General features: G+C 64.6%; 17 protein-coding genes. 7 read left to right on the top strand and 10 right to left on the bottom strand.

Annotated elements, in window-relative coordinates; translation table 11 throughout:
* Positions 1-137: 137 nt before the first annotated feature.
* Genes pilQ through VGM61_RS14150 form a run of 5 tightly spaced genes read right to left on the bottom strand, consistent with a single transcriptional unit; the run spans position 138 to position 5,457 of the window.
* Positions 138-2,399, bottom strand: a complete 2,262-nt coding sequence (gene pilQ / locus VGM61_RS14170) for a type IV pilus secretin PilQ (protein ID WP_331523477.1) — start codon at positions 2,397-2,399, stop codon at positions 138-140.
* A 22-nt stretch (positions 2,400-2,421) separates the two neighbouring features.
* The gene (locus tag VGM61_RS14165) at positions 2,422-2,952 is read right to left on the bottom strand and encodes a pilus assembly protein PilP (RefSeq protein WP_331523476.1); all 531 of its coding nucleotides are present in this window, start codon (positions 2,950-2,952) and stop codon (positions 2,422-2,424) included.
* Positions 2,949-3,623 carry a type 4a pilus biogenesis protein PilO gene (locus VGM61_RS14160; protein ID WP_331523475.1) on the bottom strand — a complete coding sequence of 225 codons (675 nt, stop codon included), beginning with the start codon at positions 3,621-3,623 and terminating at the stop codon, positions 2,949-2,951. Before VGM61_RS14160 ends, VGM61_RS14165 begins: the two co-directional genes overlap by 4 nt.
* On the bottom strand, positions 3,620-4,399 hold the full coding sequence (locus tag VGM61_RS14155; protein ID WP_331523474.1) for a PilN domain-containing protein: 780 nt from the start codon (positions 4,397-4,399) through the stop codon (positions 3,620-3,622). Before VGM61_RS14155 ends, VGM61_RS14160 begins: the two co-directional genes overlap by 4 nt.
* The gene (locus VGM61_RS14150; RefSeq protein WP_324348620.1) at positions 4,399-5,457 is read right to left on the bottom strand and encodes a pilus assembly protein PilM; all 1,059 of its coding nucleotides are present in this window, start codon (positions 5,455-5,457) and stop codon (positions 4,399-4,401) included. Before VGM61_RS14150 ends, VGM61_RS14155 begins: the two co-directional genes overlap by 1 nt.
* A gap of 243 nt (positions 5,458-5,700) precedes the next feature.
* On the opposite strand from VGM61_RS14150, the gene VGM61_RS14145 reads away from it, so the two are divergent.
* The 4 genes from VGM61_RS14145 (at position 5,701) to VGM61_RS14130 (ending at position 10,827) form a co-directional block, all read left to right on the top strand.
* A complete protein-coding gene (locus VGM61_RS14145; protein ID WP_331523473.1) occupies positions 5,701-8,211 on the top strand; it encodes a penicillin-binding protein 1A in 2,511 nt (836 codons plus the stop codon).
* A gap of 100 nt (positions 8,212-8,311) precedes the next feature.
* Positions 8,312-8,989, top strand: coding sequence for a hypothetical protein (locus tag VGM61_RS14140; RefSeq protein ID WP_331523472.1), 678 nt, complete (start codon positions 8,312-8,314; stop codon positions 8,987-8,989).
* Positions 8,990-9,112: 123 nt separating this feature from the next.
* A complete protein-coding gene (locus VGM61_RS14135; RefSeq protein WP_331523471.1) occupies positions 9,113-9,664 on the top strand; it encodes a DUF1190 domain-containing protein in 552 nt (183 codons plus the stop codon).
* On the top strand, positions 9,664-10,827 hold the full coding sequence (locus VGM61_RS14130; RefSeq protein ID WP_331523507.1) for a glutathionylspermidine synthase family protein: 1,164 nt from the start codon (positions 9,664-9,666) through the stop codon (positions 10,825-10,827). Before VGM61_RS14135 ends, VGM61_RS14130 begins: the two co-directional genes overlap by 1 nt.
* Here VGM61_RS14130 and VGM61_RS14125 read toward each other — a convergent pair.
* The 4 genes from VGM61_RS14125 to VGM61_RS14110 form a co-directional block, all read right to left on the bottom strand.
* Positions 10,824-11,360, bottom strand: a complete 537-nt coding sequence (locus VGM61_RS14125; RefSeq protein WP_331523470.1) for a DUF6630 family protein — start codon at positions 11,358-11,360, stop codon at positions 10,824-10,826. The genes VGM61_RS14130 and VGM61_RS14125 overlap by 4 nt on opposite strands.
* Positions 11,360-13,942, bottom strand: a complete 2,583-nt coding sequence (locus VGM61_RS14120; protein ID WP_331523469.1) for a glycoside hydrolase family 31 protein — start codon at positions 13,940-13,942, stop codon at positions 11,360-11,362. The genes VGM61_RS14125 and VGM61_RS14120 overlap by 1 nt, the downstream gene beginning before the upstream one ends.
* Before the next feature lie 396 nt (positions 13,943-14,338).
* Complete coding sequence (locus tag VGM61_RS14115) at positions 14,339-15,487, bottom strand: GGDEF domain-containing protein (RefSeq protein ID WP_331523468.1); 1,149 nt, start codon at positions 15,485-15,487, stop codon at positions 14,339-14,341.
* A 43-nt stretch (positions 15,488-15,530) separates the two neighbouring features.
* The gene (locus VGM61_RS14110) at positions 15,531-17,207 is read right to left on the bottom strand and encodes an FAD-dependent oxidoreductase (protein WP_331523467.1); all 1,677 of its coding nucleotides are present in this window, start codon (positions 17,205-17,207) and stop codon (positions 15,531-15,533) included.
* Between the two features lie 123 nt (positions 17,208-17,330).
* Here VGM61_RS14110 and VGM61_RS14105 point away from each other — a divergent pair, with 123 nt between their 5' ends.
* From VGM61_RS14105 to VGM61_RS14095, 3 genes are read left to right on the top strand one after another with little or no spacing between them, the layout of a single operon-like run.
* The gene (locus VGM61_RS14105; RefSeq protein ID WP_331523466.1) at positions 17,331-17,669 is read left to right on the top strand and encodes a type II toxin-antitoxin system RelE/ParE family toxin; all 339 of its coding nucleotides are present in this window, start codon (positions 17,331-17,333) and stop codon (positions 17,667-17,669) included.
* Positions 17,666-17,947 carry a helix-turn-helix domain-containing protein gene (locus VGM61_RS14100; protein WP_331523465.1) on the top strand — a complete coding sequence of 94 codons (282 nt, stop codon included), beginning with the start codon at positions 17,666-17,668 and terminating at the stop codon, positions 17,945-17,947. Before VGM61_RS14105 ends, VGM61_RS14100 begins: the two co-directional genes overlap by 4 nt.
* Before the next feature lie 58 nt (positions 17,948-18,005).
* Positions 18,006-20,399 carry a GH92 family glycosyl hydrolase gene (locus tag VGM61_RS14095; RefSeq protein WP_331523464.1) on the top strand — a complete coding sequence of 798 codons (2,394 nt, stop codon included), beginning with the start codon at positions 18,006-18,008 and terminating at the stop codon, positions 20,397-20,399.
* On the opposite strand, the gene VGM61_RS14090 is transcribed toward VGM61_RS14095, so the two are convergent.
* Positions 20,396-22,852: M1 family metallopeptidase (locus VGM61_RS14090; protein WP_331523463.1), on the bottom strand; the 2,457-nt coding region annotated here is incomplete at its 5' end. The two genes, VGM61_RS14095 and VGM61_RS14090, sit on opposite strands and share 4 nt — an antisense overlap.

Here is a 22,852-nt window from a genome sequence, read left to right as displayed (position 1 = left end):
CATGGGGATACAGACCGTCGGGGAAGCGATAAGTTTACTTAACCCGGGGGCCCCTGGGCTTGTGCCTAAAGGCTCGCATATATCCAAGAAAAAGGGCCCCGAGGGGCCCTTTTTCCCGCTATTTCAATAACTCGGCGTTACTGCAGGGAGTCTGAAAGGATCCGCGGGGTCACAAAAATCAGCAGCTCCGCCTTGTCGTTCGATCGTGCGGTACGGCGGAACAGCACCCCAAGGCCGGGGATGTCGCCCAGGCCCGGGATCTTGTCGATGGTGTTGGACTTGGTGACTTCGTAGATGCCACCCAGTACCACTGTCTGGCCATTGTCCACCAGCACCGAGGTATTGATCTCGCGGGTATCGATCTGCGGCACCGAACCGCCACCGGGGCTGTTGACGAACTGGTTCAGTGCGTCCTTGGTGACGTTGATTTTCAGGTAGACGCGGCTGTCGGCGGTGATCGTGGGCGTGACACGCAGTTCCAGCACGGCATCCTTGAACTGCACGGTGGCATTCTGCGCACCGCCGCCGCTGGAGCTGGCCTGGTAGGTGACATAGCCGATTTCCTGGCCCTGCTTGATCACCGCTTCCTGCTGGTTGGCGGTGATGACGCGCGGGCTGGAGATCACTTCGCTGCGGCCTTCGGTCTGAGCGGCGGAGAGTTCCAGGTCGACCAGGTAGCTCGAACCGATGATGCCAAGCGCAAGCGAGCCGGTGGCGCCGGTCACCGGCAGGTTCACGTTGTAGCCGCCCGGCAGGGTCACGCTCGGGTTGGTGACCGTGCCATTGGCCAGGCCCACATCGTTGTTGTGCACCTGGGTGATCAGGCTGCTGGCGCCGGCGCCGGTGCTCGTGCCCGAACCCCCCGAGGTGGTGCTGGTGAGGTCGGGCGTGGTGCCGATAACGTTCTTGCCGCCCGGGCTGTGCTGGAACGCCTGCACACCCCAGCGCACGCCGAGGTCACGGCTGAAGCTGTCCGATGCCACCACGATGCGCGATTCGATCAGCACCTGCTGCACGGGGCGATCGAGCACGCCGATCAGTTCGCGCAGTTCACGCACCTTCTCGGGGGAATCGTTGATCAGCAGGGTGTTGGTGCGCTCATCGAAGGAAACACTGCCACGCGAGGACAGGAACCCGCGCTGGGAATTGCTCGAGCTGCCACCGCTGTTGCTCTGCAGGCTGCCCTGCGTGAGCAGCTTGGCGATGTCCGCTGCCTTGCCATAGCTGATGGGCACGTAGTCGGAAATGAGCTCAGCGTTGTCCTGCGCCTTCTGGCGGGCATCGGCGAGATTCTGCTCGTAGGTAGCCAGTTCCGCCTGCGGGGCGATCCAGACCACGTTGCCGCTGCGGCGCTTGTCCAGGCCCTTGGCACGCAGGATCACATCCAGGGCCTGGTCCCACGGCACGTTGGACAGGCGCAGGGTGACACTGCCGCCGACCGAGTCGGAGGCCACCATGTTCAGGCCCGAGAGGTCGGCGATCAGCTGCAGCGCCGAGCGGACGGGGATGTCCTGGAAATTGAAGGTGAGGCGGTTGCCGCTATAGACAGGTTCCGCGCCCTTGAGCGATTTCGGATCGGTCGGGGCGGCCTTCTTCGGCGCCACTTCCACCACGTATTCATCGGCCGACTGATAGGCGGAGGTCTCGACCTCGCCCTTCACGCGGATGTCCATGCGCGCGCCACCGGGAACCGAGGTGGTATTGATCGACTGCACGGGAGTGGCGAAATCAAGCGTGTCCAATCGCTGGGCGAGTTTTTCCGGCAGCGTGGCATGGCCGAGGCTGACGATCACCCGCCCGTTGTCCTTATGCATTTCCGGCGTGATGCCGCTGCCGGCCAGGCTGACGATGATCCGGCCTTCGCCGTTGGGTCCGCGGCGGAAATCGATATTGGAGATCGCCGGGCCGCCGGAAGCGGACGGCGCGATCTTGGTCGGGTCGGAGACGACGCTGGTGCTGGTGGTGGCCCCGGTGGGGCCATTGCTGACGTCCATCACCAGCGTGTTGCCTTCCACGCGCGTGGCGTAGGCCGATTCGCGGTAAAGCTCGACCACGACGCGGGTGCGGCCACCGGCGCCGACCACCGAGACACCGGCGGTGGCGCCCTTGTTGACGTCGACGTGGCGGGTGCTGAAGCCATTGGTGGTATCGGCAAAGTCCACGGCGATGCGCGGCGGATTGCCGGTGGTGAACACCTTGGGCGCGGGCGGCGGCGTGTCGAAGGTCATGCGAAGTTCGACCTTGCCCCCGGGCTGGGCGTCGTAGCTGACGTCCTTGAGGGTGCTTGCGGCCAGCGCGGACTGCGCGAACACCAGCGCGCCGCCACAGGCAAGCAGCACCACGGCCCGGTGTACCAGGCGCGGCGAGCGACCGCGAAGATGAGTGTTGGAGGTAGTCATGTTCATCGTCCCCGATCGATGCTTATTTTTCGCCGAGCGCGATGCTGGCCTGGCGTTCCATCCAGCCACCGGTACCGTTCGGAACCAGTTCGACCAGGTCGATGTGATCATCGGCAACGCCCGTGACGCGGCCATAGCTCTGCCCCATGTATTCGTTCATATGCACGCGGTGGATGACGCCGCCAGGATCCTTGACCAATGCTTCGGTGGATTTGCCAGCACCAACCGTGCCAACCATCTTCAGGCTGTCCAGCGAGAACATTTCCAGCGGCTGCTTCGGACGGTTCTCGTCCGGCCGCGGGCCGGACGCCGTACTGGACTGCTGCATCTCCGCCGTGCTCGGGCTGAATGGATCGCGCTTGGACTGGTCGTTATAAGCGAAGGTTTCGAAGGTCTGGATCACCGGCAACGGTGGGATCGGCGCGCCCTTCTTGGCCTTCTCGGCGGCCACCCAGTCGCGAAGATCCGACGTGCCACTGGTGCAACCGGCCAGCGTGGCCAGGGTGCCGACCACAAGCAGGCAACGGCGGGCGGGGGTCATGAAGTGGCTCATGGCTTGGCCCCCTTGGCGGCAGCGCCTTTCGGGTGCGTATCGGTATTGGCCGCCTCGTCGTCTTCAAGGTAGCGATAGGTCTTGACCGTGCCCTGCAGTACCAGCAGCCCGCCAGGGACCGGATCGCTACCCTTGACGGCGGCGGATTTCGGACTTAGGGAAACGTCGTGCAGCGTCAGGATAACGACGCGAGGCAGGGAAGCCACGCCGCTGATGAACGCACCGAACTGGTGATAGGTACCCACCATGCGCAAGGTGATCGGCTTCTCGGCGTAGAAGTCTTTCGGCGTTTCCGGGCCAGGCTGGAACAGCTCGTTCTCGATGCCGGCGGCCAGCGCCGTCTGCGAGATGTCCACCAGCAGCTCGGGCATTTCCGTCTTGCTGGGCAGCTGGCGCAGCAACTGGCGCAGCATGTCCTGCATCTGGTTGAGCTGCTGCTGCAGCGCTTCGAGGTTGGCAGCCTTGGCCTGCTTGGTGGAGAACTCGCTCTTGAGCGAATCTTCCTTGTTGCGGGCGGTTTCCAGGTCGTCCTGCTGGGTGGAAACGAAGAAGTACCAGCCAGCCACCACGATCACGATGAAGATGACGGCGGTGAAGAACAGCTTGATCGCCTTCGGCCAGCCGCCGACGTTGTGGCGGTCGAGGTTGCGCAGATCGTCAAAGAACTTCATTTGCGTGCCCCCCCGGCAGTGGCGGGACGGGCCGGCGCGGACGCCGTGCTGACGGCCGCAACCGGTGGTGGTGACCCGGCGGCAGGCGCAGCGGGTGCGGCCGTGGGCGGCGCGCCCGCGGAGGCAGCCGGCGACGGCAGCACGGACTTCGCGGCACCAGCCAACGGTGTCGGCACGGCCGGGACAGCCCCAGCGGCGGTCGAGGACGACGCCGGTGCATCGGCACTGTCACCGGTGGGCCGGGAAAGCTTCACGTCCAGGCCGAACGAATAAGGCATGCGCGAGGCGTCGTGGCTGTTTTCAGTCTTACGCAGATCAACGTGGCCCATCCAGCGCGAGGCCTCGATGTTGCGCATGTAGTCGGCCACCGAGGCATTGGACTGGGCCACGCCGTCGAGCGAGAGCGAATCGCCGGTCTGCTTCATGTTGGTAAGGCGGCCGGAGACGGGAATGGTCTTCACCATCTCGTCGAACAAGTGGACCATCTGCGAACGGTTGGCCTGCAGCTGCTCGATGATCTGCTTGCGCTGGAGCAGGCGCGAACGGGTCTTTTCCAGGTCCTGGATCTTAGCGATGCGCTCGTCCAGCTGGGTGATCTCGCCCTTCAGATAAGTGTTGCGATCGTTCTGATTGTCGATGCGGGTGTCCATCCACAACACCCAGGCGAATGCCACCACCACGCCAACGAGGGCTGCCACGCCCAGCTGCATGTAGAACTCACGTTCTCGCTGCTTGCGGCGCTCGGCGCGCCACGGCAATAGGTTGATCCGTGCCATCAGTCGAAGCTCCTCATGGCCAGGCCGACCGCGATCATCAGCGCGGGGGCATCCTGGGCCAGCGCCTGCGGCTGCACGCGGCTGGACAAAGCCATGCGCGCCAGTGGGTTGGCCACTACGCAGGGGATGCCCAGCTGGGCTTCGAGCAACTCACTGATGCCTTCGATCGAGGCGCAGCCACCGGCCAGGACCACCTGGTCGACCCGGCTGTATTCGGAACCGGCGAAGAAGAACTGCAGCAGGCGGCTGACCTGCTGGACCAGGGCTTCCTTGAACGGTTCCAGGGCCTCTGCTTCATAGGATTCGGGCAGGCCGCCCTTGCGCTTGGCCCGGCCGGCTTCCTCGTAGGAAAGGCCGTACCTGCGCATGATTTCGTCGGTGAGCTGCTTGCCGCCGAACACCTGCTCGCGGGAATAGATGGTGCGCTGGTTCTTCAGCACCGCAAGCGTCGTCATGGTGGCGCCGATGTCCACCACCGCCACCAGCGCGTCACGAGGCACGGAAAGTTGATCGGCCACCATGCCGAAGGCGTTTTCCATGGCGAACGCCTCGACGTCGACCACGCGGGCGGACAGACCGCCCAGGTCGAGGGCGGCGATGCGCATGTCCACGTTCTCCGTGCGGGAAGCCGCCAGGAGCACGTTATTCATCTCCGGGTTGTCCTTGACCGGGCCCAGCACCTCGAAATCGAGCGAGACTTCCTCGATGGGGTAAGGGATGTACTGGTTGGCCTCGATCTGGATCTGGCTTTCCAGGTCGTCCTCGGCCAGGTCCGCGGACATCGGGATCAGACGGGTGATGACCGCCGAGCCCGCCACGGCGGCGGCGCCGTGCTTGAGCTTGGAGCCGGAACGGGACAAGGCACGCCGGATGGCCTCGCCGACGGCCTCGACCTCGACGATGTTTTTCTCGACCACGGCATTGGGCGGCAATGGCTCAACGGCGTAGTGCTCCACGCGGTAGCGCCCGCCAGCCTGGCTCAACTGGAGAAGCTTTACGGCAGTCGAACTGATGTCGACGCCGATCAACGGCGGCGCCTTCGGTGTGAAAAGCCCCACGATGTTCCCCCTTCCCCTGCGCCCCGTTAGGTTTTTGTATCTAGGCGCGAGGGCATTAGATCGAAAACTTAATGCTTTAGCAATGGGTCGCAACCCTTTGGTTCGGAACTAAATCACAAGTTCGTCATTCCGAGCCATAAGCCCCTGTCCCAGGGACCGGTAAGCTCCCGCCGCTAGGGCGGAATCTCGCGACCCCCTATACTCGGCGCCACTTCACGCCCACGCCTTACCTAACGACCATTCATGGCAATACTTAAGCGTTTGCTGCGCTATGCGCTGATCCTGGCCCTGGTGGGCGTCTTGCTGGCGGTGGCGGCGGTCGGGGTGGCCTACTGGCTCCTGGCCCCCCGGCTGCCGGCCGTGGCGGTGCTGCGGGATGTCCACATGCAGGTGCCCCTGCGCATCGAGACATCCGACGGCAAGCTGATTGCCACATTCGGTGAAACACGGCGCATCCCCGTGCGCATCGCCGATGTACCGGCGAAGATGAAAAACGCCGTGCTCTCGGCCGAGGACGCCGACTTCTACAGTCATCCCGGGGTCGACTGGCACGGCATTGCCCGCGCCGGCATCCACGTGATCACCTCCGGCGGCGACAAGGGCCCCGGCGGCTCCACCATCACCCAGCAGGTGGCCCGCAATTTCTTCCTGAGCCCCGAAAAGCTCTATTCGCGCAAGCTCACCGAGATCTTCATCGCCCTGCGCATGGAGAACGAGCTGACCAAGGATGAGATCCTCGAGCTCTATATCAACAAGATGTTCCTTGGCCACCGCACCTACGGCCTGGGCGCGGCGGCGAGTTTCTATTACGGCAAGACGCTCGACCAGCTCACCGTGGCGCAGTCGGCGATGCTGGCGTCGACCTTCCAGTTGCCCTCGGTCGTCAATCCGATCAACAACCCCAGGCGCGCCATCGGCCGCCGCAACTGGGTGCTGGGCCAGATGCTGTCGAACCGCTTCATCACCAAGGCGGAATACGACCAGGCGATCGCCGAGCCAAACGATGCGTATCCGCACGAACAGCCGATCGAGGTGGATGCGCCGTACCTGGCCGAGATGGCACGCCTGCAGGCGATCGAGAAGCTCGGCAACGACGCGCTGGTGGAAGGCTATACCGTCAAGACCACGGTCACCGCCGCCCGCCAGGAAGCGGCCGACGCGGCATTGCGCGACAAGCTATCCACCTACGACCGGCGCCACGGCTACCGCGGCCCCGAGGGCCACGATGAATTGCCGGCGGGCGCCGGCACCGAGGAACTGGACCGGGTGATGGCCGGCTACATGTCCGCCGGCGGCATGCAGCCGGGCATCGTTACCGAATCCACCGCCAAACAGGCTACGGTGTACCTGTCCAGCAAGGAATCGATCACCCTGGACATGGACGCGGTGTCCTGGGCCCGCCGTTACATCAACGAGACCAGCGCCGGCAGCGTGCCCAAGAGCGTCGACGCCGTCATCAAGCGCGGCGACATCGTCCGCGTGCAGCGCAACGAGAAAGGTCAGTGGGAGCTCACGCAGATTCCCTCCGTGCAGGCAGCGCTGGTGTCGCTCGATCCCGAGGACGGCGCCGTGCAGGCCTTGGTCGGCGGGTTCAATTTCCAGCGTTCGAAGTTCAACCGCGCGGTGATGAGCGCGCGCCAGCCGGGCTCGAGTTTCAAGCCATTCCTGTATTCGGCAGCTTTCGAGCGCGGCTTTACCCCCGCATCGATCGTCAACGACGCGCCGGTGGTGTTCCCCGATCCGTCACGGCCCGACGGCATCTGGGCTCCCTCCAACGACGACGGCAAGTTCGATGGTCCTATGCGCCTGCGCGAAGCGCTGGTGAAATCGAAGAACCTTGTGTCGGTGCGCCTGCTCGACGCCATCGGCGTGCGCTATGTGCGCGATTACGCCACCCGCTTCGGCTTCACCCTCGATGCCATCCCGCAGAACCTGTCACTGGCACTGGGCACCGCCTCGGTGTCGCCGATGAGCATGGCCCGCGGCTACGCGGTATTCGCCAACGGCGGCTTCCTGGTCACACCGTACTTCATCTCCCAGATCAACGACCGCAATGGCCAGGCCGTCTATGTGGCCAACCCGGCGCGGGCCTGCGTGGATTGCCAGGAGCGCCTGCTCGATACCACCCCGCCCGGGCCGCCACCGCCCTCCACGCCTTCAGGCCCCGCCAATGCGCCGGCGACCAGTTCCACCGCCTCGGTGATCGGCGATGCGAAGCTGCCCGAGGACGCGCACACCGCCGGCCCGCATCCGCCGCACCTGGCGCCGCGCGTGATCGACGTGCGCAACGACTACCTGGTGACGTCGATGATGATGGACGTGATCCGCCGTGGTACCGGTTCGGCGGCCATGGCACTCAAGCGCGACGACCTGGCCGGCAAGACAGGCTCCACCAATGACCACCGCGATGCCTGGTTTGTCGGCTTCAACGGCAAGCTGGTGGCCTCGGTTTGGGTGGGCTTCGACGATTTCAGCTCGCTGGGCAAGGGTGAGTTCGGCGCCAAGGCGGCGCTTCCCATCTGGATGGACTACATGGGCGCGGTGCTGAAGGACACGCCATCGGCCATCTTGCCGATGCCGCCGGGCATCAGCACCGTGCAGATCAATCGCAGTTCCGGCATGCCCACCAGCGCTGACGACCCGGATGCCATGAGCGAGATCATGAAGGTGGAAGACGTCGATCGCCTGCGCCAGCAAGCCCAGCAGCAGCAACAGCAGGACGAGACCGACCAGCATTCCTACGACATCTTCTGATTACCGCTGCGGCGTGGATTGAACTTTCCACGCCGCGCTCACACCAAAACCTGTCAAAACATGTAATCTCACCCCACGTCCTGCACGGGGTCATACGCTCATGTCACGAGGCGAACACCACCGCATCCACGCCCAGGACCGCAGCCAGCGCACCCGGCTACGCATCGCCCAGGAAGCCGCACGGCTGATGAGCGAGCACGGTATCCGCGACTTCCACCATGCCAAGCTGAAGGCCGCCGAACGCCTGGGGATCATCGACGACCAGGCCCTGCCGCGGAACAACGAGATCGAAGAGGCCCTGCGCGAGCACCAGCGCATCTTCAAGGGTGATTCGCAGCCACTGGCGCTGCGTGCCCGCCGTGAAGCCGCGGTGGAAGGCATGTTCTTCCTGCGCGGCTTCGATCCACGGCTGGTGGGCGCGGTGCTCGAAGGCACCGCCGATGAACACTCAGCCGTATGCCTGCATGTGTTCAGCGAAGATCCCGAAGCCGTGCCGCTGTTCCTGACCGAACACGGCATCCCCTTCGGCACCCAGGTGCGCCGCCTGCGCATGACCCGCGAAGACCAGGCCGAGTTCACGGCGCTTACCTTCAACGCCGACGGCATCGCCTTCGACCTTACCGTGCTGCCACACGACGCGCTGCGGCAGGCGCCGCTGGACCGCGTGGACGAAAAACCCATGCGCCGCGCCAACCGCTCCGCCGTGCAAGCCATGCTGACCGAAGAAGACCTCGCCCAGTGGGATAGCGCCCAGGCCGGTAGCGGGTCGGGGCACTAGGCAACCAGGCAAGCCTTCGACGAGCGCGTACATGTTGCATTGGCGTACACGACACTGGATAACAGCGGCCCGCCATGCTTGACTGTCCGTCCCGAACGGCTTCGGAAAGGACACAGGCGAAGGATGAAACGCTCACGTACGGCCACGCTGCTCTTGATGGCTTCCAGCCCCGTTTTGCTTGTCGCCTGCAGCGACGACGCACCGCCGGTGCAGCAGGAACAATTCACCACGCTTGAGCAATGCACGGCGGCCGGCAACCTGCTTGATGACTGCAAGAAAGCCGAAGAACACGCCAAGCAAGTGGCCGATACATCCGCTCCCCGCTACATGACACGCGATGAATGCACCAGGGACTTCCCGCCCGAGCAGTGCGTGCAACGCCAGGATCAGCGCCAGGGCAGCATCTGGGGGCCCCTGATGACCGGCTTCATGATCTCCCACCTGATGAACAACGGCATGCGCGGCTCGTATTTCCAGTCCGAGCCGCTGTATCGCCGCAATACCGGATCGTTCTACCAGCCATCGAGAGGTGCCGGCACCGGCGCCTACGCCGGTAGCTCGTTCGCCTCGCGCGGCCTGGGCTCAGGCTCGCTGGCCTCGCCCGAAGGCGCCGGTGCCCGTGGCGCCACCGCCAGCCGCGGCGGCTTCGGCGCCCGCGGCAGCGCGGGCGAATGATGCGGCGCGTCCGCATCGCGCCCCGCGACGACTGGCAGCGCACCGCCGAAGAAGCAGGCTTCGACTTCCATACCATCAACGGTGCGCCCTACTGGGACGAATCGGCCTATTACGCCTTCACCCTGCGCCAGATCGAAGACGACATCGAGGCGCCCACCGCGGAACTGCACGCGATGGCGGTGGACATGGTGGCCGACATCGTCACCTCCGAAGCGATGATGACGCGCCTTGGCATCGACCGGCACTACTGGGACTGGATCGCCGCCAGCTGGCATGCAGGCGAACTCCAGCTCTACGGACGCATGGATCTGGCCTACGACGGCCATGGTCCTGCGAAGCTGCTCGAGCTGAACTACGACACGCCCACCAGTCTTTATGAAGCGGCCTATTTCCAGTGGGTATGGCTTGAGGAACAAAAAGCCCGGGGCGCCCTGCCCGCCGGCGCGGACCAGTACAACAGCCTGCAGGAAGCGCTGGTGGAGTCGCTGGGCACGATGGCCCGGCTGCTTCCCAAGCCGGTATATTTCTCGGCCATTGCCGGCAGCCGGGAAGACAACGGCACCATCGCCTATATGCGTGACTGCGCCGAGCAGGCCGGCATGGATACCGGCGTGATCGCGGTGCAGGACATCGGTATCACCACGCATGGCGCCTTTACCGATCTGAACGACGTAGTGCTCGGCACGCTGTTCAAACTGTACCCGCTTGAAGCGATGATGCAGGACGAATTCGGCCGCGCCCTGCCCACCTCCGGCCTTCGCCTGGTGGAACCGCCGTGGAAAGCGGTACTGTCGAACAAGGGCATCCTGCCGCTGCTGTGGGAACGCCACCGCGACCACCCCAACCTGTTGCCGGCGTTCTTCGAAGACGCGCCTGGCGATGAACTACCGCCCGGCTGGGTGCGCAAACCGCTGTTGTCGCGCGAAGGGGCCAACATCACGCTGCGCCTGGCTAACGGCGAGACCGTTACCACCGACGGGCCCTACGGCGATGGCGGATGGATCCGGCAGGCCCTGCACGAACTGCCGCGCACAGAAGGCGGTTATCCCCTCGTCGGCAGCTGGATGATCGCCGACCGTCCTTCGGGCATGGGCATCCGCGAAGACGCCGGCCTGATCACCCAGGACACCTCGCGCTTCCTTCCCCACGCGATCATCGGCTAGGCGTCGGCGGCAAGTCGCACGTCGATGCCCAAGGCGTGGGCCACCTGGCGCATCGGTTCGGCGTCGGTGTGCGCAGTCATCCAGCCAGTGTAGGCGCCGTCCGTCTGCCAGGCCCACAACAGATAGTTGTGCGGAGCTATTTCATCGGCCGCCACCGACAGCAACGACCCGACATCATGGCTTTCGATGAAGTCGTCATCGTCCGCGTCGCCGCCCCAGTCGATCTCCAGGTGATAGCGCGACACCAGCTCCTCGACGGCGTCGATCAGCTGGCGGGGTTCATCCGCGGCGACGTAAAAACCTGAGCGCCAGTCAATGACATCGCGTATTGCGAGCTGCGTGGCTTCTGCATCCTCACCGATGCCAGCCTCGCGGACCTGCGCGAACTGCTGCATCGCGGTGTCTTCGTCGCCGGGATTGATCAGCAGCAACAGCTGCCACACCAGGCCCTCGACGGACGATGCGTCGAGTTCTTCCCCATCGCCTTCCTCGTCGTCATGGAAATTCTGGTCGGGGTCGTATTCGTGGTTCATCAGCGCACCAGTAGCTGGGTGAATTGCTCGACAAGTACGACGTCGAGGGGAGTGCCGGCGGCAACGGCGGGCAAGCGGGCGAAGCGCGACTCGAAGGCATCCACCGCCGCGGTGAACCGATCCACGCGCCCTTCATCGGGACCTGCAATGGCATAGGACATGAGCTGTGCGGACTGCCCGGCCAGCTCGATGTCTTCAGGCAGTGCCGAGATATCGCCCCACACGCGCTTGAGGTACGCCACGGCCTCGGCAGTATGCTGCATACGCCGCCAGAGCTCCGCAGGCATCGCTCGATTCGGATCGAAGCGGGCCACGATGTGGCGCTCGCGGTCCACCGGCCCCGGGGCGAGCTCGATGCGCACGGAGACAACCATCGGATCCCATGTCCAGCTGTCCGGCGAAGGCTCGGTGGCAAACGGCAGGCGCACGCCGTCCACGCGCACCTCCAGCGGCATGCCGGTGCCCAGCAATTCCACCACGTACGAACGCATGTCGGGACGCCCGGCATAAACCCCCTGCATTGCACCGATGGCTACCTGGTGCTCCGTGTCGTCGCGCCAGCTGCGCACCTGGATGCGTGCGAAGGCGCCGCGGCGATAACCCTGCGAGGTGCCATCGTCGTCGTAAATGGACGTCTCGCCCACGGGACCGGGATAGACCTGCAGCACCATCTGCTGTGGCAGCCGTGTAAGGTTGCGCAGGCCATCGGCGTAAAGCGGAAGGATGCTGCCCTCTCGGACGAAGATGGGTGTCTCGCGCAGGGCGTAATCCTGGCTGATGACGACGCCGCCTTCGTATACGCGTGCGCCCTCACGGCTGTACCAAAGCCCCGGCGGCAGCCAGGTGTCCACGCGGGTATAGCCGCCCTCGCCCGGCGCGGTCACCGGGCACAGCAACAGGCTGTCGCCGAACATGTATTGGCCGGGCACTTCGTACGCGCGGTCCTCGCGGGGCCAGTCGTAGTACATCGGCCGTACCAGCGACAGCCCTGTGTCGTGCGCCACTCGCGCTGCCGCGTAGATATAAGGCGCCAGGCGGTAGCGCAGGCGGATCGCCTCGCTGATCACATCACCAAAGCGCGGCGCGAAATGCCAGGGCTCCTTGTGCAGGCTCGCTTCCTTGGCCGAGTGCGTGCGCAGCACCGGGCTGAACACGCCAAGCTGCACCCAGCGGGTGTAGAGCTCCGGGTCCAGGTGGCGTTCGGCACGCGGCACCTCCTTGTCGAAAGTGTGCCCGCCGATATCATGGCTCCAATAGCCATACAGCACGTTGGACGCGGTGGCGGTGAAGTACGGCTGGAAGGCCAGCGATGCCCAGGAGATCACGCTGTCGCCGGAAAACCCGATCGGGTAGCGATGGTTCCCCAAGCCGCCCCAGCGATGGTAAATCAGCCCGCGCGCATCGTCATGGCGCTCCATCTCGTTGAAGAAAACATGGTTGAGCCACCACGTGTTCGACAGCCCCGGCACGGCCTTGGCGTCCGCCCACTGCTGCCAGTCGAGCCACCAGAAGTCCACGCCGCGTTTTTCCAGGGGACGCAGGATGGTGTCGAACAACGCCCGCATGTAGGGCTTCGAACTCCCCTCGAAGGGAATCGTCGCGCCGTTGGCCGTGTCGAACGACAACGCGTGGCCCATCGCAGCGTAGTTCTCTTCAAACGCGGGCACGCCGGACGCGGGATGCAGGTTCAGGGTGATCTTCAGGTCGTGTCCATGCACCCAGCGCATGAAGCCATCGGGGTCGGGGAAAAGGCTACGGTTGAAGGTGTAGCCCGTCCAGCCGCGTTGTTCGCCAAATTCGTCGCGCTCGTCGAGCCCCGCGCGCAGCGATAGACCCGGCGTGGTGTGCCAGTCCATGTCCAGTACCAGCACATCGAGCGGCATGCGCTCAGTACCGAAACGGCCCAACAGCCGGCGCAGTTCCTGGTCGGAGTAATTCCAGTAACGCGACCACCAGTAGCCGAAGACGAAGCGCGGCGGCAGCGGTTGTGGGCCGGACACCGCGGCGAAGTCCGCTATGGCCCCGCGGAAGTCGTGGCCATAGCCGAAGAAATAGAAGTCCAGTACCGGTGCCTGGCCACCGTTGGCCACCCAACCGTCTTCATCCAGCCGAAAGCTCGTTGAATCGTCCACCACATGCCAGCCGCTGCGTGACAGGATGCCTTGTTCCAACGGAATCTTATGGCCGTCCGTCCAGGTGTCGCCGTCGTAGCGGTCGAGCGTGCGGTAAGTACCCAGGAGGTTCCCTTCTTCCGCCATGCCCGGGGTCCAGAGTGTTTCCTGGTCGCCATCTCGGAGCAGGATGCGGAGGTTTCTTTGATCAGGCGCGCTACGGCCCTTGATCCATTCCAGGCGCAGCACGCCAGTGTCGAGCACCAGACAGGCCTCGTCCTCGATCACGTCGAAGGCTGGTTTGGGCAAGCCGCGGCGCACGGCAAACTGCGTGCGTGCGTCGTTGAAACGTTCAGCGGGGTCGAACTCGATGCGCAGCAGCCGCGGCGTGAGTACGGTCAGGCGAACAGGGCCTCGCGCAAAGATCGCCGCGGGGTCAGCAAAGGCATCGTGGATAGTGGCAACAGTCACTTAGGTTATCGGCGGAAGCGTCGAAACCCCGATTATAGGCCGGGTTCGCTGAGTCGCCGGGTGCCACCCTTGCCGCGACATCTGCAGCCGAGCGCAGTCGGGCGGACAAGGCCGCGCAGCGGTGCCGGCCATGGATGGCCGGCATTATTCGCTGAGGCAGGAGGCCGATTCGAATAACCCCGCCCGACTGTGCGGTCCTGGAGGGCGAAGCCATAAGACACGAGCCGCGCAGCGGCTCTCCTTCCCTCCAGGACGGCGAAGCCGTCGCGGCAAGGGTGGCACCCGGCGGCTCTTGCGAGGCGTCCGGGCGCCGCAGCCGTTGCGATGGCGAAGCCGAGCCACCGTAAGTCTGATCAACTGCAGCGGCCAGCGAGCCCCAACGAAACGCACATCGCCTCAGCAGGCGGACACCTGGTTCCGGCCAGCGGCCTTCGCCTTGTACAGCGCCTCATCCGCGCGAGCGATCAGCTCCTCAAACGTTTGCGTAGTGTCCGCCACGGCCACGCCGATGCTGGTGGTCATCGACAACCGCGTGCCGCCGAAGGGCACCTCGGTGGCCGCCACCGCCTGGCGCATGTCCTCGGCCAGCACCGCGGCCTCGCCCAGGGTCAGGCCCGGCAGCGCCAGCACGAATTCCTCGCCGCCGTAACGGCTAAGCAAAGTTCCCGGTTCGCGCACCGCGCCGATCAGGTTCGAAAACTGGCGCAGCAGCGCATCGCCGCCATCGTGGCCATAGGTGTCGTTGACCTTCTTGAAGTAATCAAGATCGAAGATCAGCAGTGCGAAGGGGCGGCCGCGCGCGCGGCAGTGTGCCAGAGCGCGGCTACCGTCTTCGATCAGCGCAACGCGGTTGAGCAGGCCCGTCAGGCCATCGATGCGCGCCAGGCGGCCCAGGTCCACGGCCAGGCGCTCGGTCACCAGCAGCATGAAGGCGATGAACCAGCCCAGCGCCAGCATGATGCCGATCACAAAAGTGGCAACGATCGGCGTGCCGCCGTGCATGGCGTCCTCGCCCATGCCGGCAGCCAGCGGAATGAACGGCCTGGCCGCATAGAACAGCAGGTCAGCTATAAAAACGACCGCCGCCAGCCGGCAACTGGTGCGCAACTCGCGCGGCCCGTGGCGAAGCAGCATCCACACCGTGCAGGCATCCCACGCCACCATCTGCACGCTGAAAAGGTGCAGGCGCACGCGCAGGCTCGGCACGATGTACTCGAAAAACGCCTGCGCCGCCACGAAAACCGCGATGAACACCACCGGCAGTCCCCAGCGCAGCGGCCGGTCGACGTGACGCGAAACACCGGCCAGCATCAGCGCCCCGGAAATGGCGATGAACAGGTTGCCCAGCACCACCGACATGCCTTCGTCGATCTGGTTGCGCAGGCCAGCGAACAGCGCGCCAAGCGTGGCCATCCAGAAGCCGGCGGCCCACAGGCGCAACACGCGCTGCCGTGGCAACACCAGGCCAAGCAGGGTGAAGCCGACCGACAGGGCGATCCCGATCAGGAAGCCAAGGATGCCGAGGGTAGGGATATCCAGACGCATGCAGCGTTATCGGCTGCGCCTGCGGATTCTTGACTGGTTTTTGTCAGGCCTCGACGGCGGGCGCCAGGAACTGATGCACGGCCTGGATCACCACGGAGCCTTCGCCCACCCCCGAGGCCACGCGCTTGACCGAACCTGAGCGCACGTCGCCCACCGCGAAAATGCCCGGCCGCGATGTAAGGTAAGCCGAAGGCACAACGCCTTCCACCGCCTTGCCGGTGACCACGAATCCTTTGTCGTCCAGCTCCACGCAACCCTGCAGCCAGTCGGTGTTGGGCTCCGCGCCGATCATCACGAACACATTGCTGATCAGGCGCGTGGTGACCTCGCCGGTGCCGCGGTGGGTCCAGCTGACTTGCCGCAGGCGGTCCGGGCCTTCCAGCCGGCACACCTCGGTATGCGTGTAAAGGGTGATCTTCGGCGACTGCACGATGCGCTGCACCAGGTAGTCGCTCATGGTGGCGGCAAGGCCGCCCGAGCGCACCATGATGTGCACATGGTTGGCGATGCGGGACAGGAACACAGCCGCCTGGCCGGCGGAGTTGCCACCACCGACCACCACCACTTCCTCGCCGCCGCAGAGCTGGCCTTCCATCGCCGTGGCGGCATAGTGCACGCCGGCGCCTTCGAAGCGGCCGTAATCCTCGACACTGAGCTTGCGGTAGCGCGCGCCGGTGGCCACCACGATCGCGCGTGCGGTTACCACCTGCTCGTCGTCCAGCAGCACGCGGAAGGGCGTGACCGAGCAGTCGATGCCTGCCGCGGCGCGCGACACCATCAGCTGCGCGCCGAACTTCTGCGCCTGCACCTGCGCACGGCCGGCCAGGGCCTGGCCGGAAATGCCCGTGGGAAAGCCCAGGTAATTCTCGATCTTCGACGACGTGCCTGCCTGCCCGCCCGGCGCCGTGCTTTCCACCACGATGGTGGCCAGGCCTTCGGAGGCTGCGTAGACCGCCGAGGCCAGGCCCGCTGGGCCACCACCGATCACCGCCACGTCGTACACCTTGGCAGGATCGAGCGTTTCGGTGAGGCCAAGGCCATCGGCCAGTTCACGCGACAAAGGATTGCGCAGCAGCGTGTCGTCGGCGAGCACCACCACCGGCAACTGGTCGGCGGAAAGCTCGAAGCATTCCAGGAAGCCACTGGCAGCAGGATCGAGTTCCGTATCAAGCAGGCGGTGCGGGTAGCCGTTGCGCACCAGGAAGCGCTGCAGCCGCAGGGTATCGGCCGAATGCGCCGGGCCGATCAGCACCAGGCCGTCGTTGAAATGGCGGATAAGGCCCACACGGCGCAGGATGAAGGCGCGCATGATGATCTCGCCGATATCCGGCTCCGACGACACCAGCCGGCGGAAATCGGCACGTGGCACTCGCACAAGGCGTGAAGGCACCGGCGCCCAGCCGGACATAAGCACCTGGCGGTTGTTGAACATGTCCAGCTCGCCGCTGAACTGATGGTGCCCGTGGATGGTCACCACGTCGCGGCTGCCGTCGCGCTGGCGGTGGAACACTTCCACCCTTCCTTCCAGCACGAAGAGGAAATCCACGCCGCGCTGGCCTCGCTCGAACAGCTCCGTGCCCGCCGGTACCTGCTGTTCCGTGCCATAGCGCCGCACCCGGGATGCCATGTCATCGGACAGCCGCGGGAACGTCTGCGCACTCCGCGCCATCGGGTCGCTGGGATCGATCGCCTGCTCAGGTCGGGGAGGAAGTTCAGCCATCATCGGATCGTAGCGTTTTGCGATGGCAAGGAATATGACCGGTTAAGGTGATGGTGCCACCGTCGTTGAAGCACATTGGCGGGGTTGGCTTGAGTTCTATACAGAATATTGTATAGTTCAATCATGACTGCACGGAAGCACGTCTGTTTCTTGGGTTCCGCACTGGACGACTTGCGCACGTTTCCGGATCCTGCTCGCCGCCAGGCCGGCCACCAGATCGATCGGTTACAGCACGGTTTGCAGCCGGATGATTTCAAGCCCATGCCGACCATCGGGCGTGGCGTGGAGGAAATCCGGATCAGGGACGAAAGCGGCGCCTATCGGGTCATCTACATCGCAAGGCTGCCGCGCGCAGTATACGTACTGCACTGTTTCAAAAAGAAAACCCAGCAGACTCCCCGCCCAGACCTGGACCTCGCTGCAAGCCGCTATCGTGAAGTAATCAAGGGCCTCGCTCCATGAGCAAAAAAACATTCTCAAGCGTATGGGACGCCATCGAAGATTCGTCCGAGCAGGTGGAGAACATGAAGCTGCGCTCGAAGCTGATGATGGCGCTCAAGCATCACATCGAGGCCGCCGCGCTCAGCCAGACGCAGGCAGCGCGGATTTTCCATGTCACACAGCCGCGCGTTTCGGACCTGGTACGCGGCAAGATCGACCTGTTTGGCCTGGACGCCCTGGTGAACATGGCCGCCGCGGCTGGCCTGCATGTAGAGATGAGGATCAGGCAAGCAGCTTGACGGGGCGGCGGGATTGCTTTTAGATCGTGGCAAATCCCTCTGCCGTGAATATCTGCCCATGCGAACGATCCCGCTTGCCGCCGCCCTGGCGATGGTTACGTTTTCCGCCATGGCCGGTCCCGCGGCCGAGGTGAACCCGCTGATCGGCACCGCCAACGGCGGCAATGTATTCCCCGGTGCGGTAGTGCCGTTCGGGATGGTGCAGTTCAGTCCCGAGGCCACGCCGCTGCCAGGCTCGCGGCACCTGATCGCCGCCCCCGGGGGCTACGAATACCGCGCCACCCAGGTGCGCGGCTTCAGCCTGACCAATGTGGAAGGGTGGGGTTGCGCCGGTGCCTCGGGCGACGTGCCGATCATGCCGGTGACCGTGCCGGTGACGAATTCACCCTCAAGTGATTTTCGCCACGCCTACGCGGTGGGCTTCAACCATGCCGACGAAGTGGCCAAGGCCGGCCACTATCACGTGACCTTGGACAACGGCGTGGCCGTGGACCTGAGCGCCAGCCTGCACACCGGTGCGGCACGCATCGTCTTCCCAGCCGGCAAGGACACCAACCTGCTGGTGCGCGCGTCGGATTCGGAAGTGGGTTCGCAAGACGCGAAGATCGCCGTGGACGCAGCCCACCGCCGCGTGACCGGGCAGGTCACCAGCGGCAACTTCTGCGGCTATACGCCCGTGAACCAGCGCAGCTACTACACGCTGTACTACGTGATCGAGGCCGACCAGCCCATCGTTGCCACCGGCAGCTGGAAGGATGGCAGCGTTACCGCGGGGGGAACGTCCTCCAGCGGTGGCACCGGCTATGGCGCGAAGGGGGTTCCCGATGCCGGCAAGGGTTCCGGTGCATGGATCAGCTTCGATGGCGCGAAAGGCCGTACCGTGAACCTTCGTATCGGCCTTTCCTATGTGAGCGCGGCCAACGCGCAGGCAAACCTGGAAGCTGAGAACCCGGCCGGCACCTCCTTCGACACCATGGCCGCGCGCGCCACCGCCGCATGGGACCAGAAGCTTGGCCAGGTGCAGGTGCAGGGCGGCAGTGCCGACCAGCGCACGGTGTTCTACACCGCGCTGTATCACGCGCTGATGCACCCGAACATCTTCAGCGACGTCAACGGCCAGTACCGAGGCTTCGATGGCGCCACGCATCAGGTACAGGCACCGCAGAAGGCCCAGTACGCCAATTTCTCCGGCTGGGACGTCTACCGTTCGCAGCTGGCGCTGGTGACCTGGCTCGACCCGAAAGCCGGCAGCGACATCGCGCAGAGCCTGCTGAACCAGGCCACGCAGAACCACGGCGTGTGGGACCGCTGGACACACAACAGCGGCGGTGTGCACGTGATGAATGGCGATCCGTCCGCCGCGGCGGTGGCAAGTATCGTTGCCTTCGGCGGTCGCGACTTCGACATGAAGGGCGCGATGGCCTCGCTGGTACATGCGGCCGACCATCCCACCGACCTCGATGCCTCGCACGATGGCTGTGAAGTGGAGTGCGTGGGCCAGCGGCCGGGTCTTTCCAGCTGGTTGTCGCTGCACTACATCCCGGTCGGCGCACCAGCCTGGGGGCCCGCCGCCGATACGCTGGAAGATGTCACCGCGGAATTCGGCATCAGCCAGCTGGCCGGCCGACTGGGCGACAAGGCCACGCAGCAGAGGTTCCTCGGCCGCGCGCAGAACTGGCGCAACGTGTTCGACGCCAAGGCCACGCCGACCGAAGGCTACATCCGCAACCGCAACACTGACGGCAGCTGGGCGCTGGTGAAGGATGATGACGACAAGGCCGCGCACGCCTTCGACCCCTCCACCGAAGATGGCTTCGTCGAAGGCAGCGCCGCGCAATACGTATGGATGGTGCCTTTCAATGTACACGGCCTGTTCCAGGCCATGGGCGGCACCGACAAGGCGCGCGCGCGACTGGATAAATTCTTCTATCAGCCTGACGGCACGTTTGCCGTGACCAAGGCCGGCCCGCTGCATGCGGAGCTCGACAACGAACCTTCCATTGGTACGCCCTGGCTGTACGCCTATGCGGGTGCACCGTGGAAAACCCAGGAACTGGTGCGCGAGGTGCTGGACAAGATCTGGGTGAATGCGCCGAACGGCATTCCCGGCAACGACGACCTGGGTGAGATGAGCTCCTGGTACGTGTTCGCGGCGATGGGCCTGTATCCGGCAACACCCGGACGCGCGGAGTTCGTGCTGGGAAGCCCTGAGTTTTCGCACATCACCATCAAGCGCGCCGATGGTGACGTAGTAATCGATGCACCCGCGGCGGGCCCGGGCAAGCCTTATGTGCAGGGCCTCAGCGTCGATGGCAAGGCCGCTTCCCGACCGTGGCTGCCCGAATCGTTCGCGCTGCACGGCGGCAAGTTGCGCTTCGACCTGGGTGACGCACCGCAAAAGAAATGGGGCGCCGGCAGCGCCGACGCCCCACCCTCATTCGACGTGCATTAACCGTTTTTCTTAAGCCACGCATCGACCGCCGGCAGGCGTTCGTTGCGAACTTCAGTACGGTACTTGATGTTGGCGATCACCGTGTCCGCGCCACGGCGTGAGGTCGGCGCGATGTATTTTTCCGCGAACGCCTGCACCTTGCCGATCATCGACGGATCGAACGACGAACCGCCGATGCCCGGGTAATAGCGCGCGCTGGAGGTGGAATCAACCAGCTTGTCCACCTGCGCCTTGTGCGCCACGGCGAAATCGAAGGCCATGTCCGGGTGGTTGCGCCCCACGCCGGTGATCATCCCAGCGCTGTTGGTGGCACCGGGTTCGTCAGTCAGGGCAAGGTCCAGTGCCCGCTGGGCGAGAGCGTCGTCCTTCACGGTGGAAAGCAGGAAGTACAACTGATCCTTCACCAGGGGTGTGGTCTCGGCCTTGGCCTGGGCGTGCAGCTTGTCCCAGGTGGCGGCATTCGCATTGCTCGCGACCACGGCCATGATCGTCTTGCGCAGTTCCGCCGGCATGTCGTTGGCGTCGAAACGACGCTGCGCTTCGGCCAGCACTGCCTTGTCGCCAAACGATCCCAGCGCACTGATCAGATGCGTGCGCAGGATCGTCACCGGCGCAGGTTCGCCATGCGTGGGCATCCATCCCACGCGCTTCATTTCAGGGCTCAGGCGCGCGATGGCGAACTTGCGGAAGGTCGCCTGCCGCGCGGCATCGCCGCGGTAGTAGGAATCGAGCCCCTGCATCCCGTCGACCACCTCGCCCCAAACCTGCGGCACGCTGTCGGTGGTGACGGCCTTGGCCAGGTCCATGTAGTTGGCAGGTGTCTCCACGCCTGCCATCGCCATCGCCCAGGTATCGCCCATGATGCCCAGCTGGTCGATCGGCTGCAGGCCTGCGAAGGCGCCGCGCAAGGCCTGGAATTCCTTCGGCGAGTACAGCGTGCGGTAGTAGCCGCCCTGCCCCGCGTTGACCACCACCGGGCCACAGCCCGGGACGGTGATCGTGCCCTTGCCGTCGGCGACCAATGCCGTGGCAACCGTGCCCTTGCCCACCTGGGCGGTGACCGGCACGTGCCACATGAGCGGCTTCTTGTTCGGCTGGTCCTTGCTGAACTCGCCCTGCTCCAACTGCACGGTGGTGTTACCACCGGCGCAGGCAGCGGACACCACCTTGATCATCGGCACACCCGGCTGCAGGGTGAAGTCGTGCGCGATGGTGCTTACCGGCTTGCCGGCGGCGGCGTCCATCTCGTGCCAGAGGTCGTCCGATACGGTGTTGCCGTAGGCATGGGCCTTGATGTAACGGCGCACGCCATCGCGCCAGGTATCGGCGCCCACATAGCCTTCGAGCATGCGGATCACCGCCTCGCCCTTCGAATAGGTGATCGTATCGAAGGCCTGGCTGGCCTGCTCCACCGTCTCGATGTGCTGCACGATCGGATGCGTCGTCGCCGCGGCGTCACGCGACATGGCCTGTTCACGGATCCCGACGTTGTCCAGGGACGTCTGCCATTCCGGATGGAGCTTGGCGGTGGTGCGGCTGGCCATCCACGAGGCGAAACCTTCGTTCAACCACAGGTCATCCCACCAGCGCATCGTGACCAGGTCGCCGAACCACTGGTGGGCCATTTCGTGCGCGGCAATGCCGAACACGCCCTGGCGATCACGCTGGGTGGAAATGCTCGGATCAAGCAGCAGCGCATATTCGAAGGTATAGATCGCGCCCCAGTTCTCCATCGCGCCGAAGAACTGGCTTGAGCCCGGACCGCCGATGAGGTCGAGCTTCGGCAGCGGATATTTCACGCCGAAATAGTCCTCGTAATAGGGAAGGATGTGCGCCGCCGCGTCGAGCGCGAAGGCGGCTTTTGCGGTATCGCCGCGCTTGACGATGATGCCGATATCCACGCCGTTCACCTTGCGCGACACGCGCTCGAAATCGCCGGCGCCAAAGAACAAGAGGTAGGACGACATCTTCGGTGACGCCGCGAAGTGAACACGTTTCAAGCCGCCCGGAAGCGAGCCCGTCGCGGCGATCGGCGTGTTGGCGATTGCCATTTGATCGCCAGGAACGGTCGCCGTCAGCGTGAACGTGGCTTTCTTGTTGGGCTCATCCCACGAGGGCACAAAGCGCCGCGCGTCGGAGTTTTCGAACTGCGTGAACAGCGCGCGTTTCTTGCCCTTCGCCGTGTCGTAGTCGAGCGCGAAGAGACCCGCCGCCTGCAGATAGATCTTACCCTTGTAGTCGATGGCTAGGACGTGAGGTCCGGCGGCGATCTGGGACGGAAACGTCAACGTTGCCGTCTGTTCCTTCGGGTCGAATACGACCTTGGGTGCGCCCGTTACACCCGAAAGCGAAACATGTCCGAACGTCATGTCGGCGGCGTTCAACTCGATGGTCTGCGTCGGTTGCTTGATTGCGACGTCGATCTTCACACTGCCCGTAAACGTCAGATGCGT

The organism is Pinirhizobacter sp. (assembly GCF_036499745.1).
Classification (GTDB): Bacteria; Pseudomonadota; Gammaproteobacteria; order Xanthomonadales; family Rhodanobacteraceae; genus Pinirhizobacter.
This window is presented reverse-complemented; position numbering and strand designations above follow the sequence as displayed.